The sequence below is a fragment of the Streptococcus mitis subsp. hohhotensis genome, from assembly GCF_000722775.1.
Lineage (GTDB): Bacteria > Bacillota > Bacilli > Lactobacillales > Streptococcaceae > Streptococcus > Streptococcus carlssonii.
The window spans coordinates 124,921-141,565 of the sequence record NZ_JPFZ01000006.1 but is presented as its reverse complement, the minus strand read 5'-3'; the positions used below and the strand labels follow the sequence as shown (position 1 = coordinate 141,565).

At 41.1% G+C, this 16,645-nt stretch carries 12 protein-coding genes and 1 pseudogene; 2 read left to right on the top strand and 11 right to left on the bottom strand.

Going from position 1 to position 16,645, the window contains the following annotated elements; all coding sequences use genetic code 11:
- Positions 1–30 precede the first annotated feature (30 nt).
- From SK608_RS00800 to pbp1b, 6 genes and pseudogenes are all read right to left on the bottom strand, one after another.
- Positions 31–705, bottom strand: coding sequence for a rhomboid family intramembrane serine protease (locus tag SK608_RS00800; protein ID WP_033675801.1), 675 nt, complete (start codon positions 703–705; stop codon positions 31–33).
- Positions 689–1,228 carry a 5-formyltetrahydrofolate cyclo-ligase gene (locus SK608_RS00795; protein ID WP_033675799.1) on the bottom strand — a complete coding sequence of 180 codons (540 nt, stop codon included), beginning with the start codon at positions 1,226–1,228 and terminating at the stop codon, positions 689–691. Before SK608_RS00795 ends, SK608_RS00800 begins: the two co-directional genes overlap by 17 nt.
- 11 nt (positions 1,229–1,239) lie before the next feature.
- Positions 1,240–2,370 carry an N-acetyldiaminopimelate deacetylase gene (locus SK608_RS00790; protein ID WP_033675797.1) on the bottom strand — a complete coding sequence of 377 codons (1,131 nt, stop codon included), beginning with the start codon at positions 2,368–2,370 and terminating at the stop codon, positions 1,240–1,242.
- A 66-nt stretch (positions 2,371–2,436) separates the two neighbouring features.
- Positions 2,437–3,135 (bottom strand): 2,3,4,5-tetrahydropyridine-2,6-dicarboxylate N-acetyltransferase, encoded by a 699-nt coding sequence (gene dapD, locus SK608_RS00785; protein WP_033675795.1) that lies wholly within the window; start codon positions 3,133–3,135, stop codon positions 2,437–2,439.
- Between the two features lie 228 nt (positions 3,136–3,363).
- On the bottom strand, positions 3,364–4,275 hold the full coding sequence (locus SK608_RS00780; RefSeq protein ID WP_033675794.1) for a DMT family transporter: 912 nt from the start codon (positions 4,273–4,275) through the stop codon (positions 3,364–3,366).
- 81 nt (positions 4,276–4,356) lie between these two features.
- Positions 4,357–6,835 (bottom strand): annotated as a pseudogene (gene pbp1b / locus SK608_RS00775) (penicillin-binding protein PBP1B).
- A 141-nt stretch (positions 6,836–6,976) separates the two neighbouring features.
- Between pbp1b and tyrS the strand changes: the two are divergent.
- On the top strand, positions 6,977–8,233 hold the full coding sequence (gene tyrS / locus SK608_RS00770; RefSeq protein ID WP_033675793.1) for a tyrosine--tRNA ligase: 1,257 nt from the start codon (positions 6,977–6,979) through the stop codon (positions 8,231–8,233).
- Between the two features lie 77 nt (positions 8,234–8,310).
- On the opposite strand, the gene SK608_RS00765 is transcribed toward tyrS, so the two are convergent.
- Positions 8,311–10,374 carry a heavy metal translocating P-type ATPase gene (locus SK608_RS00765; protein WP_033675792.1) on the bottom strand — a complete coding sequence of 688 codons (2,064 nt, stop codon included), beginning with the start codon at positions 10,372–10,374 and terminating at the stop codon, positions 8,311–8,313.
- Position 10,375: 1 nt separating this feature from the next.
- A complete protein-coding gene (locus SK608_RS00760) occupies positions 10,376–10,654 on the bottom strand; it encodes a DUF6110 family protein (protein ID WP_033675791.1) in 279 nt (92 codons plus the stop codon).
- A gap of 257 nt (positions 10,655–10,911) precedes the next feature.
- Between SK608_RS00760 and SK608_RS00750 the strand changes: the two genes are divergently transcribed.
- Positions 10,912–11,760 carry a putative RNA methyltransferase gene (locus SK608_RS00750; RefSeq protein WP_033675787.1) on the top strand — a complete coding sequence of 283 codons (849 nt, stop codon included), beginning with the start codon at positions 10,912–10,914 and terminating at the stop codon, positions 11,758–11,760.
- Positions 11,761–12,112: 352 nt separating this feature from the next.
- Here the strand turns inward: SK608_RS00750 and SK608_RS11580 are convergent, their stop codons facing one another.
- The 3 genes from SK608_RS11580 to malQ all read right to left on the bottom strand — a co-directional run bounded on the left by SK608_RS11580 (position 12,113) and on the right by malQ (position 16,364).
- On the bottom strand, positions 12,113–12,319 hold the full coding sequence (locus tag SK608_RS11580) for a hypothetical protein (protein WP_033675785.1): 207 nt from the start codon (positions 12,317–12,319) through the stop codon (positions 12,113–12,115).
- A 243-nt stretch (positions 12,320–12,562) separates the two neighbouring features.
- Complete coding sequence (gene glgP / locus SK608_RS00740) at positions 12,563–14,821, bottom strand: glycogen/starch/alpha-glucan family phosphorylase (RefSeq protein ID WP_033675783.1); 2,259 nt, start codon at positions 14,819–14,821, stop codon at positions 12,563–12,565.
- Positions 14,822–14,846: 25 nt separating this feature from the next.
- Entirely contained in the window at positions 14,847–16,364 is a 1,518-nt protein-coding gene (malQ, locus tag SK608_RS00735; RefSeq protein ID WP_033675781.1) for a 4-alpha-glucanotransferase, read from the bottom strand.
- Positions 16,365–16,645 lie beyond the last annotated feature (281 nt).

The window sequence follows — 16,645 nt, the reverse complement described above, 5'->3', positions numbered from 1 at the left end:
AATGCCTTATCTTTTTCATTACATAAATTTTCATCCCATTCCCTTGTAGAAAAGCAAAACTGCAAGTCCTAAAAACAAGACTACTGCTCCTACCCTCTGGCTGCTACTATACATCCGTCTTTCTCCTCGGACTGGAAAGATAACTGCTAGAAATGCTCCACCGACTGCACCTCCGATATGGCCTGATAGGCTGATTCCTGGAATCAGAACACTTCCAATAATGTTAACCACAAAAAGTGTCAGATAGGATTGACCCAACTGCTGGATATAAGGATTACGCGTTGCATAGCGAAGAACAATAATCGCAGCAAATAGTCCATAGAGAGAAGTCGAGGCTCCTGCTGCTAAGGATTGGGGACTAAATACAAAAACGAAGAGATTGCCCATCATTCCTGATAAAAGATAGAGAAAGAAAAACTTTTTGGATCCGAAAATCTCCTCTACCTGCCTACCAAGATAATAAAGCGAAAGCATATTGACAATGAAATGCTGCCACCCAATATGAACAAAAATGGCAGAGAAGAGACGCCAAACCTGCTCAGGAAAGAGACGAATGACCGGCCCATACATGGCTCCAAATCGAAATAGGGTATCTGCCCTATCAAAGTTTCCACCTGTAGTCACCAACATTAGTAGAAACACCAAGGCCGTCACTAGGAGGAAAAGACTCGTCACAGGATAACGTCTATCAAAGATTTCCTTCATCAATGAATACCTCCTCAACAGGAATATCATGGTTTTCAGGAATAAAATCCTGAACTTGACAAGGATAAACCGTACTCAAAGTATGACCAGAAAACTGTTCCAGATAGCGGTCATAATAACCTCCACCGTATCCAACCCGATATCCTTCCGTCGAAAAAGCCAAGCCAGGAACATGAATCAAATCAATCTGAGAGACATCCACTACTTCCAAAACTCCCTCTGGCTCCAGTAAGCCAAAGGAAGTTTTTATCAACTGCTGTGGATGATAGACCACAAAGTCCATGCGCCCCTTGGGATAGGTTTTGGGTATCAGAATCTTCTTGCCGTCCTTCAGCGCCTGCTCAATCAATCCCTGCGTTTGGAACTCATGAGAAAAAGAGAGATAGGTTGCGATGACCTTGGCTTCTTGGTAAAAAGGGTGTTGTAACAGTCGTTCTGTTAAAGCTTGGTCTATAGCCTGTTTTTGTTCTCGAGGTAATGCCTTCATTTCTTGCAAGACTTGCTTACGTAATTCCGATTTCATAGACAAGCCCTCTACTCTGCTGCCTTCTTTTTCAAGAAACTAGAGACCGCATCCACCCCAATAGCCAAAACTTCTTCCTTAGGACTCATCTGAGGATGATGAAGGGCATAAGGACTATCGATACCAAGCCAAAACATAACCCCATCAACCTTTGAAAGGAGATAACCAAAGTCCTCACCTGTCATAGCAGGCTCGATATCAATCAACTCAATTCCGTCTTTTTCTTCAAAGAAGTCCATCAGTTCACGCGCCAAGGCTGGATTGTTCTCAACAGGCAAGTAACCACCTTGTTTGAGTTCCACTTCAACTTCCATATCAAAGGCTGCTGCAACGCCTTCTGCAACTGTTTTGACCCTTTTTTGCACCAAGAGACTCATATCCTGAGTCAAGGCTCGAATGGTGCCATGTAAAAAGGCTGTGTCTGTAATGACATTGTTAGTTGTTCCAGCCTGAAAAACTCCAAAGGTCACCACTGCTCCCTCGATTGGATTAACATTGCGGCTGACGACTGACTGCACCTGGGTCACAAAGTAACTAGCCGCCACCAAGGCGTCATTGGCTTCATGAGGAAAAGCTGCATGTCCCCCTTTGCCTTTGAAACGAATCTTCACCTCGCAAGTCCCTGCAAAGAGTGTATGAGTATTGGTCGCAATCTGGCCAACCTTCAGATCTGGACGGACATGGAGACCATAAAATTGGTCTGGCAACCAGTCTCCAAAAGCGCCATCCTCATACATGAGCATCCCACCAGCTTCATTTTCTTCAGCAGGCTGAAATAGGAAAAGCAGATTATTCTTGGGTTGCTCTTCAAGGGCTCGCTCAAGACAGCCCAAAGCAATGGTCATGTGGAAGTCATGGCCACAAGCATGCATACGACCGTGATGTTGGGAAGAAAAAGGAAGGCCTGTCTGTTCAAGGATAGGCAGACCATCAATATCTGTCCGCCAACCAATGGTCCGCTCTGGCTGACTTCCCTGCAAATAAACTAAAATACCTGTCCGCCAAGTACGAACTTGGACAAACTCCTTGCCCGCAGTCAATTTCTCAATCACATCCAGCAAATAAGCCTGAGTCTTAAACTCCTCCAATCCAATCTCTGGAATCTGGTGCAAATCTCGTCTAGTCTGAATCAAATCTAACATCTATCTATCCTCCTATATAGCAGAAAGAGGCTGGAAAAGGGTTCCGCCTCTATTTTTCTTTTACAATTACAAGGTACGAAGCGCATCTTCTAGCGCTGTTTTTTGTTGGGTTTGGCTATCGATTTCTTTGATAATACGAGCCGGAACGCCTGCTACCACTACATTTTCTGGGACATCTTGAGTCACGATAGCTCCTGCAGCGACAACCGAACCACTACCGATTTGAACCCCTTCGATAACCACTGCATTGGCTCCGATGAGAACATTATCCCCGACACGGACTGGATCGGCACTAGCTGGTTCAATCACACCTGCCAAAACCGCCCCTGCGCCAACGTGGCTGTTCTTCCCAACGATGGCACGACCACCAAGGATAGCACCCATATCAATCATAGTCCCAGCACCGATTTCTGCTCCGATATTGATAACAGCTCCCATCATGATAACAGCATTGTCACCAATTTCAACTTGATCACGAATAATAGCGCCTGGTTCGATACGAGCGTTGATAGTACGTTTATCTAGCAAAGGAACTGCAGAATTACGAGCATCTTGCTCAACAACATAGTCTTGATTTTCTACCAAACCATCTAGAAGCGGAGCCACATCCTTCCAGTCTCCGAATAAGACATTCCCTAGTTTGACAACAGAGCTAGGTACAGCAGTTGTAAGTTGTCCCTCGAAGGTTACTTTAACACTGGTTTTCTTTTCAGCATTGGCGATAAATTGGATAATTTCTTGAGCATTCATTTTTGTGGCAGTCATAGGCGCCTCCTAGTTCATTTTAATGATACCTATTCTACCAAAAAAGGCCTCAAATTTGAAGCCTTTTTGTTTGTTTTTAGGTATGATTTTTAGGGATGTGAGATAAAACGTGCTGTCGGTAAAAGCAAGCTCCTACCGATACAACCTAAAAACACTCTTCACAACTATCTCCCCGTGTTTTATTGACTATTCTAGTATAGCACACTTTTAAAATTAAGAAAAGACTTTTTATTTACTTTCTTTCGCTTCTTCTACCGATAGGAAAATCATGGGTAAAATAATCAGGGTCATAGCTAGAAGAAGGGACCAATCCACTACCAGACCTAAAAATAAAACACTCAGCAAGGCAGAAGAGAGAGGTTCACTGGCACTGATAACGGAAACCACCAAAGGTGAAACCAAGGACACAGCCTTCATGGAAATAAAAAAAGCAAAAGCCGTCCCAAAGAAAGCGATAATGAGACAAATCAAGATGCTCCAAATATCAGGAGTAAAGGAAAGCTGGTAAACCGGCGAGAGGACATTGCTAAATAAACCTGCCAAAATCATCCCCCACCCAACTGTGGGAACAAAACCGTAGCGCTTAGCAAAAGGCTGAGGTAGGATAACATTAAACATAACCCCCATAGCGCTCAGCAGACCTGTCACAAGCGCTAGTGGTGTCATAGATAACTGAGAGAGATCTCCCTTTGTCGCCATCAGGCCAACACCCAACATGGCAACCAAAACATAAAAAATAGCGCTTTTTGACGCTCGTTTTTGATAAACCAAGCGATTGTAAAAGAGGATAAAGACAGGACTGATAAACTGTAAAATAGTTGCTGTCGCTGCATTTGAGTATTCTACACAGAGATAGAAAAAATACTGAACTGAAAAAATCCCCAAAATAGCATAGGCTAAAAAGGGTAGGTAATTTTTCTTATCTCGCCAAATATCTAGCACTTGCGATTTTAATTGTATTGCAGACCAAATGAGCACAAGACTCCCTGCCAGTGTCAAACGCATAGAGGTAATCCAGCCAGAAGACACTTGATAATGAGTAAAGAAATATTCTCCTAAAATTCCACAGATTCCCCAGATTAAGCCGGATAGGAGCGAATAAATAGTTCCTTTAACAATCTTTTTCTGATACTGATTCATACCTTTATTGTAACACGAAAGGAAAAAGAAAAAAGTGGCAATCCATTGATTAGCCACTTCATTTAGAAAAGTTTAAAGAACTTATCGTCTCGTCGTTGAAGAAGAAGGTTTAGTATCGCTTGAATTGCTACTGTTGCTAGAACTACTACTTGAACTGTTATTCGAACTAGTACTTGAGCTAGAAGGAGTTGGCAATGTGCTAACGATACTTGACCAAGCGTTTTGATAATCTGCTTCACTTCCTCCAATAGCAAAGTGATAGCTAGTCGTAGGAGCTCCCGCCTTGTTAGCCCAATAGCTGGTAACAGTCGAACCTGTGACCTCTACCTCTTTTCCTTCAACAGAAACCTTCCCTGGTTTTTGACCTGTTGATTTCAAGACTTCGGATTTTACGACACTAGGATCTAAAGCGAAGCGCTCGTTCCCCCAAATGTTTGGGGAGGCTTGCTGAATCGCATTTACCAGATGAGCCATGTAATTAGAGTTATTGGAATAACCTGCTCTACGTGACAGTGAATGATTATCATCATGCCCAATCCAGCCACCTAGGGTTAATCTAGGTGTCGAAAGCATGAGCCACATATTTTCGTCTTGGTTGGTCGTACCAGTCTTCCCAATCCAATCTGCATTAGCCAGAGTAGGATTTAAAGAAGTCAGATTCGTCTTGAAGGTTGTTGTCACACGAGAGGATAGAACTTCTCGCAACAAGCCCTGCATAATCGTCGCAGTAGCTTTTGAATAGACTTGAACCGGTTTATCCTGATATTCATACACCACTCTACCATCTGCTGCTTCAATTTTAGAAATTACATGTTTTTTATGATATAGACCATTATTTGCTAGGGTCTGATAGCCATTGGTATGCTGGGCAACTGTGACTTCAATACCACCACCCATCGGCAGGCTCTCAATACCGTACTCAGGAATCTCGTAGCCCATCTTTTCCATATAACCCTTGACATCAACACCCTTTTCACGAAGCATACGATAGGTCCAGTAAGCCGGAATATTCCATGAATAGTTCAGAGCCTCTCCCAAGGTCATCATTCCTGTTCCCTTGCTATTAGCATACATAATCGGATTACCATTAGCAAAGTTTGTTGGATAGTTAGATAGAATCGTTTCGCTTCCCATCAAGCCCTGGTCAATAGCAATACCGTAGGCCAGCAAGGGCTTGGTAGTAGAAGCTGGTGAGCGCTTGGTATCAAAGGCATGATTATTTTGATTTTCTTGATAATTACGACCACCTACAAAGCCTAGAATAGCACCTGTTTGGTTGTCCATCAGGACATTCCCTACTTCTACACGACCTGTTCCATCGTCTAAAAGATAGCCATAGTCAGAAACCGCACTTTGCATAGCAGAATGAATTTTCTGGTCTATGGTAGTAGTAATTTTATAACCACCATTTTCAATTTCCTTGGCTGCCAAATCGCGATAAAACTTCTGAGTTGCCTCAATTTTCAACTCCTTAGCGGAGACATTATCTCTCTGAACTAGATAATCATATATACGTTCCTGAGCTTCTGCCAAGGCTGTAAAGTATAAATAGCCTCGTGACACACCTATGACTGTAGCTGAAGGGAGAAAGTCCTGTTTAAGATTGTAATCCTTATATTGAGAATACTCGTCTTTGCTTAAGGCACCTGTACGATACATACTGTAAAGAACTGCCTTAGCCCGTCTCAAGCCTATTTCTAAGTCTTCATCACTCTTCAACTCTCCAGTATTTTCATAAGGAGAATAGGTAATGGGACTCTGTGGAAGTCCTGCTAAAAATGCTGCTTGAGGAACCGTCAACTGACTTGCATCTACACCGAAAATCCCCTCAGCTGCCTGCTGAGCTCCTGCAATATTCTGCCCCTTATTATTTCGGCCAAAGGGAGCCACATTGAGATAGGTCGTTAAAATCTCATCCTTATTCATGGCGCGTTCCAAGGCAAGAGCATCCACAATTTCTGTCGCCTTACGAGCCAAGGTCGGCGCATCCCCAACCACCTGCTGTTTAATCAGTTGCTGGGTCAAGGTTGACCCCCCACTTGAGGAACCCAAACCTACAAATTTCCCCAAGGTCGCACGAATCACCGCCTTGGGCACTACACCCTTATGTTCTTTAAAGTGTTCATCTTCCGTCGCAATGATAGCCTTCTTCAGATTTTCCGAAATTTGCTCAGATGAGATAGAAGTGCGCAACAAATCACTCTCTATGGAAGCAATCACCGTCCCATCCGCATAGGTAATCTCTGAAATAGAAGAAATGTCCTTGACCTGATGTACCAATTCTTCTGTCTGAGGCACCCGAACCTTGTCAAATAAGGCCACCCCGTACCCCAAAGCAATCCCAGCTCCCAACATTCCTCCTAGAAAACCGAGTACAAAGAGTAAGTTAAATAAGGCTTTTATACTCAGTAAAATAGCTGGAAAAATAGCTGGCTTCTCTAAGGATTTAGATTTTTGGACACTTGAGACTTTCTTGCCAGGGCTAGCTGTTTTTTATTTTTTGTTTTTGCTGGAAAAATTCCAGCATTTTTCGTTTTAATTCATTTAATTGATTTTGCATGGATTTCCTCACTCTATCTATTATACCATAAAAGGTAAACTTTCAATAAAATAGCCACTTTCTTCCCTATTCTACTAGGCTATTGCCCAAGTTTGTGATACAATAGTTAGAAACAATATTTTTAAAAAGGAGAAAAGACACATGCACATTTTTGATGAGCTAAAAGAGCGTGGTTTGATTTTTCAAACGACTGATGAAGAAGCTTTGCGTAAAGCCCTAGAAGAAGGTCAAGTTTCTTATTATACTGGCTACGATCCAACTGCTGACAGCCTTCACCTAGGCCACCTTGTCGCAATCTTGACAAGTCGTCGCTTGCAACTAGCAGGTCACAAACCTTATGCGCTCGTTGGCGGTGCTACAGGTCTCATCGGAGATCCGTCCTTCAAAGATGCTGAACGTAGTCTCCAAACAAAAGACACAGTAGATGGCTGGGTCAAGTCTATCCAAGGACAACTTTCTCGTTTTCTTGACTTTGAAAATGGTGAAAACAAAGCTGTCATGGTCAACAACTACGACTGGTTTGGCAGCATCAGCTTCATTGACTTTCTCCGTGATATCGGAAAATACTTCACGGTCAACTACATGATGAGCAAGGAGTCTGTTAAAAAACGGATTGAAACAGGGATTTCCTACACTGAGTTTGCTTACCAAATCATGCAAGGGTACGACTTCTTTGTCCTTAACCAAGACCACAACGTAACTCTTCAAATCGGTGGTTCTGACCAGTGGGGAAATATGACAGCTGGTACTGAATTGCTTCGTCGTAAGGCTGACAAGACTGGCCACGTTATCACAGTTCCGCTTATCACAGATGCAACTGGTAAGAAATTTGGTAAATCAGAAGGAAATGCCGTCTGGCTCAATCCTGAAAAGACTTCTCCATACGAAATGTACCAATTTTGGATGAACGTTATGGACGCAGACGCTGTTCGCTTCTTGAAAATCTTTACTTTCTTGTCACTTGATGAGATTGAAGACATCCGTAAACAGTTTGAAGCGGCTCCACACGAACGCTTGGCTCAAAAAGTCTTGGCTCGTGAAGTCGTCACACTTGTTCACGGCAAAGAAGCTTACAACGAAGCTCTTAACATCACTGAACAACTCTTTGCAGGAAACATCAAAAACCTTTCTGTTAAAGAACTCAAACAAGGACTTCGGGGTGTACCAAACTACCAAGTTCAAGCAGATGAAAATCACAATATCGTGGAACTGCTCGTCTCATCTGGTGTGGTTAACTCAAAACGCCAAGCCCGTGAAGATGTTCAAAATGGAGCCATCTACATCAACGGCGACCGCATCCAAGACCTTGACTATGTCTTGAGTGACGCAGATAAGCTTGAGAACGAACTGACTGTTATCCGTCGTGGGAAGAAAAAATACTTTGTATTGACTTACTAAACTGTTCAACATTGATCTATAAATAAAGGAGTTAACCTCGAGAAAGGTAACTCCTTTTTGCTGTTAATAACTCTCATCTATCTATTTTTAATAGACAGGCTACGCAGTACAATGCGTAAGGTTGTTAGATTATGTAAGATGGAGAGATTTGAAGGACTGAGCCAATTAAACAAGCCAAAGCCAATCAAACTACTATTTACGACAACAGTATCTTGAATATTCTTCTTTATGAGTGTTTGCAAAGATGATGATAGCCAATCCAACTCTTGGAAGAAATCCAAACGATTATCTAACAATAAGATATCACTCATCTGCTTAGAAATATCTGCACTCTCATTCATCACCACACCGATATCTGATAGGGTTAGAGCCGCTGAGTCATTCAACCCATCCCCAACCATCAAAATAGTGTGACCTGCTTTCTGTAGTTCCTCTACTAACTCAAATTTCCCATCAGGTTTCAAGTCTGTATAGACCTGATCAAAGGGCAAATCTTTGACTAATTCCTCTGTTCTAACCAAGGTGTCCCCTGTTGCCAGAATCAATTTTTTCCCTTGTGCCTTAAGTTTCTCCAAGGCTGCTTTTGCTTCTTTTCTCAAAGGAGTATGAATGCAGAACATTCCAATCAATTCATTCTGGTAGGCTAAGAATAAGAGATTGTAGTGACTCTTGTACTCTTCAATTAAAGCATTTTGTTCTGAACTGATATGAATTTGCTCATCCTGCATCAAAACATAATTCCCAATAAAAACTGGTTGGCCATCTATATGAGATTTGATCCCCTTGCTTGCGATATATTGGAGTTTCCCATGCATTTCCTCATGTTCAATTCCCTCTATCTCGGCTTGCTTGACGATGGCATTAGCAATAGGATGATAAATGTGTTCCTCAAGACAGGCACTGATTCTTAGAATATCTTCCTCACTATAGTCCCCAAAAGGTAACACCTTTTCAACTATAGGATAACTAGTTGTGATTGTTCCAGTCTTATCAAACAAGAAAGTATCGACTTCCAGATATTTCTCCAGAACATCTCCATCCTTAATCACCATTTCACGGTTCAACCCCTCCTTGATAGCCGTCAAATAAGCTACAGGAGTAGAGATTTTCAAAGCGCAGGAGAAATCAACCAATAGGAAAGAAATAGCCTTAGAAAAAGAACCTGTCAATAGGTAAGTCAGCCCAGCCCCCAAGAAATTATATTTGACGACCTTGTCCGCCATTTTGATGAAATAGCGTTGTTTCGTTTTCTTGTTTTCTTCAGATTTCTTCATCAACTCAATCAGTTGTAAAATCCGGCTGTTCATCTGATTATCGGTTACACGAATACGTAACTCTCCAGTTTCTAATACTGTATTTGCACAAACCAAATCAGACTCTCTTTTTTCAACTGGAAAACTCTCTCCCGTCAAGGAACTTTCGTTGACCATACCTAAACCTGAAACTACTTGTCCATCAAACAGAATTTCATTTCCTTGAGATAGGACCAAGACATCTCCTATTTGAACATCGGAACTCTTGATACTAACAACCGTATCGCCCTGTACTAGGAATACGTCGCTCTCTTTTGCAAGAAGGCTTTGTTCTAAATCTGTTGCAGTTTTTTTCAAGGACCACTGATCTAAATGATTCCCCAAATCAAGCATAAACATGATATTGCTAGCCGTCTTGGATTGGTTCATAAACAAGGACAATAAAATCGCCGAACAGTCCAAGACCTCCATCGTTAGTTCCTTACGCGCTAGTGTTTGATAGGCTTCTCTAATATAGCCAAAAGCCTGATAACAAGTCCATATATAGCGAATAGGATACGGCACAAAACTACGAAAAAGTATACGCTTAATCGCTGCACCTGAAACAATAGAATAAGCACTCTCTTCTCTACGAATGGGAAGAGTCATCAACTCAGAAACTTTCCCTTTATCAATTCTTTTTAAAAAGGCTTCTGCATTATCTAATACAGAAAAGCCTTCTTTTATACGTAGAGTAAAGTGCTGTTGATCCATGTAAAATTGGATAGACTCTATCCCCTTTTCATCTCTCGCCAAGGAACGAAGATAGTCTTGAATATCCAAGGTGAGTGAAAAAGAAGATGATAGTCGGATATGTTGGTATCCTCTATGTAGCACTTTAAAAGACATATTATTCTCCTATAAGGCTATCTAATTGCTCTTCTTTTTTCTCTTGCTCGTACAAATATTTGGCATCTTGCAAAACATCGTCTCCATGTTGTTTCACAACAGAAACAGATGCATCTAGCCCGTCTTTCAACTTGTAAACCTTAGCCAAAGCTTTAGAATAACCTTTTTTAGCTTCCTTACTTGCCAAGATTTTCAAACCAAGGGTACCAAATGCGACACCACCCAAAAAGAGTGATGATTTTTTCGCAACTTTTGCAACGGTTAGTACTTCTTTTAACATACTTATTTCCTCCTTATCATTATTATATAGCAATTTAGACATAAAAGCAATTTCATTTTATAAATTGGAGAATTATACTCAATGAAAATCAAAGAGCAAACTAGGAAACTAGCCGCAGGCTGTACTTGAGTACGGCAAGGCGACGTTGACGTGGTTTGAATTTGATTTTCGAAGAGTATTAGTTTTATTTCTACTGAATCTCCCATCTACTTACTCCTAAAGTTGCTTTCATTTACCTCTTTTGATACACTTAAACTATGAATACAAATCTCAAACCCAAACTTCAGCGTTTTGCTTCTGCTACTGCCTTTGCCTGTCCTATCTGTCGAGAAAATCTGACTCTGCTAGAGAGCAGTCTCAAATGCAACAATCGCCATTCTTTTGACTTGGCTAAATTTGGCTATGTCAATCTAGCCCCTCAAATCAAGCAATCTGCTAACTACGATAAGGAAAATTTTCAAAACCGCCAACAAATCCTAGAAGCCGGCTTTTATCGGGCTATCTTAGAGGCTGTATCTGACTTGCTTGCAAGTTCAAAAACTACCACAACAATTTTGGATATCGGTTGTGGTGAAGGATTCTATTCTCGCAAACTCCAAGAAAGTCACTCTGAAAAAACTTTCTATGCCTTTGATATTTCCAAAGATTCAGTCCAAATCGCTGCCAAGAGCGAACCCAACTGGGCAGTCAATTGGTTCGTTGGTGACTTAGCTCGTCTTCCTATAAAAGACGCCAGCATGGATATCTTACTTGATATCTTTTCCCCTGCCAATTATGGAGAATTTCGTCGCGTTTTATCCAAAGACGGCATCTTGATAAAGGTTATTCCAACTGAAAATCACCTCAAGGAAATCCGTCAGAAGGTACAAGACCAGCTGACAAACAAGGATTATTCTAACCAAGATATCAAGGAACATTTCCAGGAACACTTTACCATCCTATCTAACCAAACGGCCTCTCTGACTAAGACTATCACAGCAGATCAGCTCCAAGCCCTACTCAGTATGACTCCTCTCCTCTTTCATATCGACCAGAGCAAGATTGACTGGAGCCAACTGACAGAGATTACCATTGAAGCAGAGATTTTGGTTGGGAAAGCATTCTAAACTAGACTTCCCAAAGGTATAAAACTTACCGAAAATCCTCAATATTACGAAAACGCATAAGAACAGGTACTCAAAAACCTTAATCTTATGCGTTTTGTTATGCAAAAATCACTGGAGTTTCTATACATATTAAGTGGAAATATTTGAAACCAGTTCTTTTAATAACCATTGAATACCATATAGTACATTTATTCCAAATATGATATAGGCCGTATAAATCAAGTATTTCGATTTCTCCCGCCTCAAAGAATAAATCTTGTACAAGATAAATAAATTTAAAGCAATAAATAATAGAGACAAAAGCTTCCTCCAAAAATCAATAAAGGTACACAGCTAAGCATAGCCCTAAACTTTATTTTCGATTCGAGATAACAAACTTATCAATGAACAATAAGTGATATAAGGCCAGTACCAGACCCCAAACGCTACCACGAAAAGAGAATTCTTGATGATTGAGAGGAAACAAATCATGGTTACCAATATAGAGGCAGGTCAAAATAACAAATAAAATCCAAAATAAATCCGTCCACTTATATTTTGAAAAATATTTTTTCCACATAAAAACACCTTCTTTCCTATAATCATATTATAATACTTTATGTAAGCGAATACAAGAAATATGAGGTAAGCAACTACAAAGAAACATGAGGATGAAGACCGTAAAAACCAGCATTTTAAGCCTTCACTGTATCTATGATTTATCCCTTTTAAATAAGATTGATCCAAATCCACATCATTCAAAAAAAGCGAATTTCAATCGAAACTCGCTTTTTTACAAAATGTATTAGTATAAACTTGTATCTTAGTTCAAGTGCCAGATATCTTCGTTATACTGAGCGATTGTACGGTCAGATGAGAAGAATCCTGCTTTAGAAATGTTAACGATAACTTTATCCAACCATGCGTCACGGTCTTCATAGTCAGCAAGCATTTGCTCTTTCACTTTGATGTAGTCTTCCAAGTCAAGAAGAGTCATGAACCAGTCTTTGTTGATCAATTCCTTGTAAAGACGTTCCAAGCGCTCTTTGTTTCCAGCTGCAAGAACTGCATCGCTAACGATGAAGTCAACCAATGGTTTGATAGCTTCACGAGCGTAGAATTCGCTTGATTTGTAAGCTGCTTTTGCGTAAAGGTCGATAACAGTTTCTGAATCTTCACCAAAGATGTAGATGTTTTCGTCGCCAACCAACTCAGCGATTTCCACGTTAGCACCGTCCATAGTACCAAGTGTCAAAGCTCCGTTCAACATGAATTTCATGTTACCAGTACCTGAAGCTTCTTTAGAAGCAAGTGAGATTTGTTCTGAGATATCACATGCTGGGATAAGGAAGCTTGCTGCAGTAACGTTGTAGTTTTCAACCATAACTACTTGCAAGTGTGGAGCTACTGCTGGATCGTTAGCGATAACTTCTGACATGCAAAGGATCAAGTGGATGATGTCTTGAGCGATTGTGTAGGCTGGAGCTGCTTTACCACCAAAGAAGATTGTGATTGGGCGAGCAGGGATGTTACCAGCTTTGATGTCAAGGTATTTGTGGATCACGTACAAAGCGTTCATTTGTTGGCGTTTGTACTCGTGAAGACGTTTGATTTGGATGTCAAAGATAGAGTTTGGATTGATTTCCACACCTTGGTGTTCTTTCAAGTGACGAGCCAATTTACGTTTGTTGTGAGCCTTGATGCTTTCCAATTTTTCTTTGACAGCTGCTTTGTCTTCATAAGACAAGAGTTTTTCAAGCTCATCTGCTTCATGGTGCCATCCTTCTCCAAGAATCTCATCCAAGTAGTGAGACAATCTTGGGTTAGCATGCATGAGCCAACGACGGAAAGTGATACCGTTTGTTTTGTTGTTGAATTTTTCTGGGTAAAGGTCGTAGAAGGCTTTCAATTCAGAGTTCTTCAAGATTTCAGTGTGGAGTGCTGCTACCCCGTTAACACTGTATCCGTAGTGGATATCCATGTGAGCCATGTGAACACGTCCGCTCTCATCGATAATTTGAACAGCTGGATCTTTGTATTCTGCTTTCACGCGACGGTCCAATTCTTCGATGATTGGTACCAAGTGAGGAACCACTTCTTGCAAGAATTCAAGAGGCCATTTTTCAAGGGCTTCAGCAAGGATTGTGTGGTTAGTGTAGGCAGTCATGCTACGAACGATTGAGATTGCTTCGTCAAGCTCGATACCACGTGCAGTCAAAAGACGGATCAATTCAGGGATAACCATTGATGGGTGAGTATCGTTGATTTGTACAACTGCGTAATCAGCAAGGTCATGCAAGTTGCTTCCTTTTTCGATTGCTTCGTCGATGATCAATTGCGCACCGTTTGAAACCATGAAGTATTGTTGGAAGATACGGAGCAATTCACCTTGACGGTCACTATCATCTGGGTAAAGGAAGAGAGTCAAGTTGCGAGCGATATCTGTCTTGTCAAAGTTGATACCATCTTTAATAATAGAAGAATCAACTGAATCCAAGTCAAACAAACGCAAGCGGTTTTTAGTTGCTGTTTCATAACCAGTAACATCAATATCGTAAAGAGTTGATGTCAAAGTAAAGTCTGCAAATGGTACTTGGTAGCTACGGCTTGAGCGCACCAACCAGTTTTGCTCTGTCAACCATGCATTTGGAATTGTTTCTTGTTGGTTGTTTTTAAGAACTTGTTGGAAAAGACCAAAGTGGTAGTTAAGACCAACACCGTCACCATTCAAACCAAGAGTCGCAATTGAGTCGATAAAGCAGGCAGCCAAACGTCCCAAACCACCATTACCAAGAGATGGTTCCAATTCAACTTCTTCAACTTCGATCAAGTCTTTACCTGCAGCAGCAAGTTCTTTTTTGACATCGTCGTAAAGACCAAGGTTGATCAAGTTGTTTGACAAGAGTTTACCAATCAAGAACTCAGCTGAGATATAGTAAACTTTCTTTTTACCAGTGTTAACTGGTTTTTGACTGCTTGCAAGCTTGCTGTAGTTAAGAAGAGCAAGGTAAAGCTCTTCATTGCTACATTCTGCAATGGTTTTATTGTAACGATTTTGTACAAATTCTTGTAGTGATAACATGTTTAAGGTGTCTCCTGATATTGTATTATTTCTTTAATTCTACCAAATTTTCATTAATTCGTCGATAGATTGTTGTCAAGTCAAGCAAGCCTTCCTCGACAGCTGGTGTCAATTGATCTTCAGTCATACGCCAAGACCAGTTTCCACCAAGAGTAGATGGGAAGTTCATACGAGCTGCCTCATCCAATTCTAGCAAATCTTGCATAGTTGCAATTGCCATGAAGCTAACTGATGAAAAGACTGTACGAAGCATAGCGTGTGGAACTGTTTCGTATTCTTTACGGTTAGTGTAGCGAGCCATGTACTCACGAGTCGCATCATCAATCTCGTTACGGTACCAACCAAGGACCGTGTTGTTATCGTGAGTTCCTGTGTACATAACTGAGTTAGCAGGTGCCAAATGTGGGCTATCGATACTTTCGTCTTCTGGATTGAAAGCAAATTGAAGAATCTTCATTCCTGGGAAGCCAGTACGTTCGCGCAACTCGATAACTTCATCAGTCATGAATCCAAGGTCTTCAGCGATGATGTTTAGCTCACCAAGTTCTTTCTTAACGGCTGCAAAAAGCTTGTAGCCCGGACCTTTCACCCACTCACCAGGTGCTGCTGTATCGGAACCAGCAGGGATTTCCCAGTAAGATTCGAAACCACGGAAGTGGTCGATACGAACGATATCGTAGATTTTGAAGCTTTCACGCAAGCGTTCAATCCACCATTTGTAGCCGTCTTTGTCCATTGCTTTCCAGTCATAGATTGGGTTACCCCAAAGCTGACCAGTTGCAGAAAATTCATCTGGTGGGCATCCTGCGATGCAAGTCGCCTTACCGTTGACATCTGTCTTGAAGAGGTGTGGATTTGCCCACATATCGCTTGAATCTTCCGCTACGTAGATTGGCATGTCCCCAACGATTTCGATATGGTTGTCGTTAGCATAAGCTTTCAATTTCAACCATTGTTGGAAGAAGAAGTACTGAGTCACACGGTGGTAAACCAACTTGTCTGCTAATTGCTCACGGTAGCTTTCAAGTGCTGAAGCTTTACGAGCACGAGCATCTGCATCTGGCCATTCTGTCCAAGCAAGATTTTCAAAATGCTCTTTGATAGCCATATACTCAGCAAAGAGCTCAAGCCATGATTGGTTGTCTTGAGCAAATTTCTCAAAATCTTTAATATCTCCGACTTCAAAGAAACGTTTCACCGCTTTTTCTAAAAGAGGACGACGTGCATAGTAGATTTTAGCATAGTCAACTTCAGACGCATCGCTACCAAAGTCAACTCCTTCAAGGTCACTTGCTTCCAACAAACCTTGCTCCACCAAGATATCCAAATCGATAAAATGAGTGTTCCCTGCGAAGGCTGAGAAAGATTGGTAAGGAGAATCTCCGTAACTAGTTGTTCCTAATGGAAGGATTTGCCAGTAACGTTGTTTTGTGCGAACCAAGAAATCAACGAAGTCGTAAGCACTTTGACCAAATGATCCGATTCCGTATGCTCCTGGGAGAGAAGAGATGTGCATCAACACACCACTTTGACGTTTTTTCATAAACAACACCTCGTGTATTTGTAGTTTAAATTTTCATTTTTGGGCGCAAACGTTTGCGTTAAGATAATTATAGCGTATTTCCCCGACAATTGCAAGCGTTTTTAAAAAACTTTTTGATTATTTTTTTAAAAAAACTTGTCCTTCTTTATGTATACATATACATTTTCCTTTTCTATTTACAAAATCTTCTTCAACTACAAATAGAAGGCTCAACTTAGCCTACTTTTGGTCTAGAGCAATTTATTTTTTGTTCAAAATCTAGGCAATCGTTTCCCTAAATA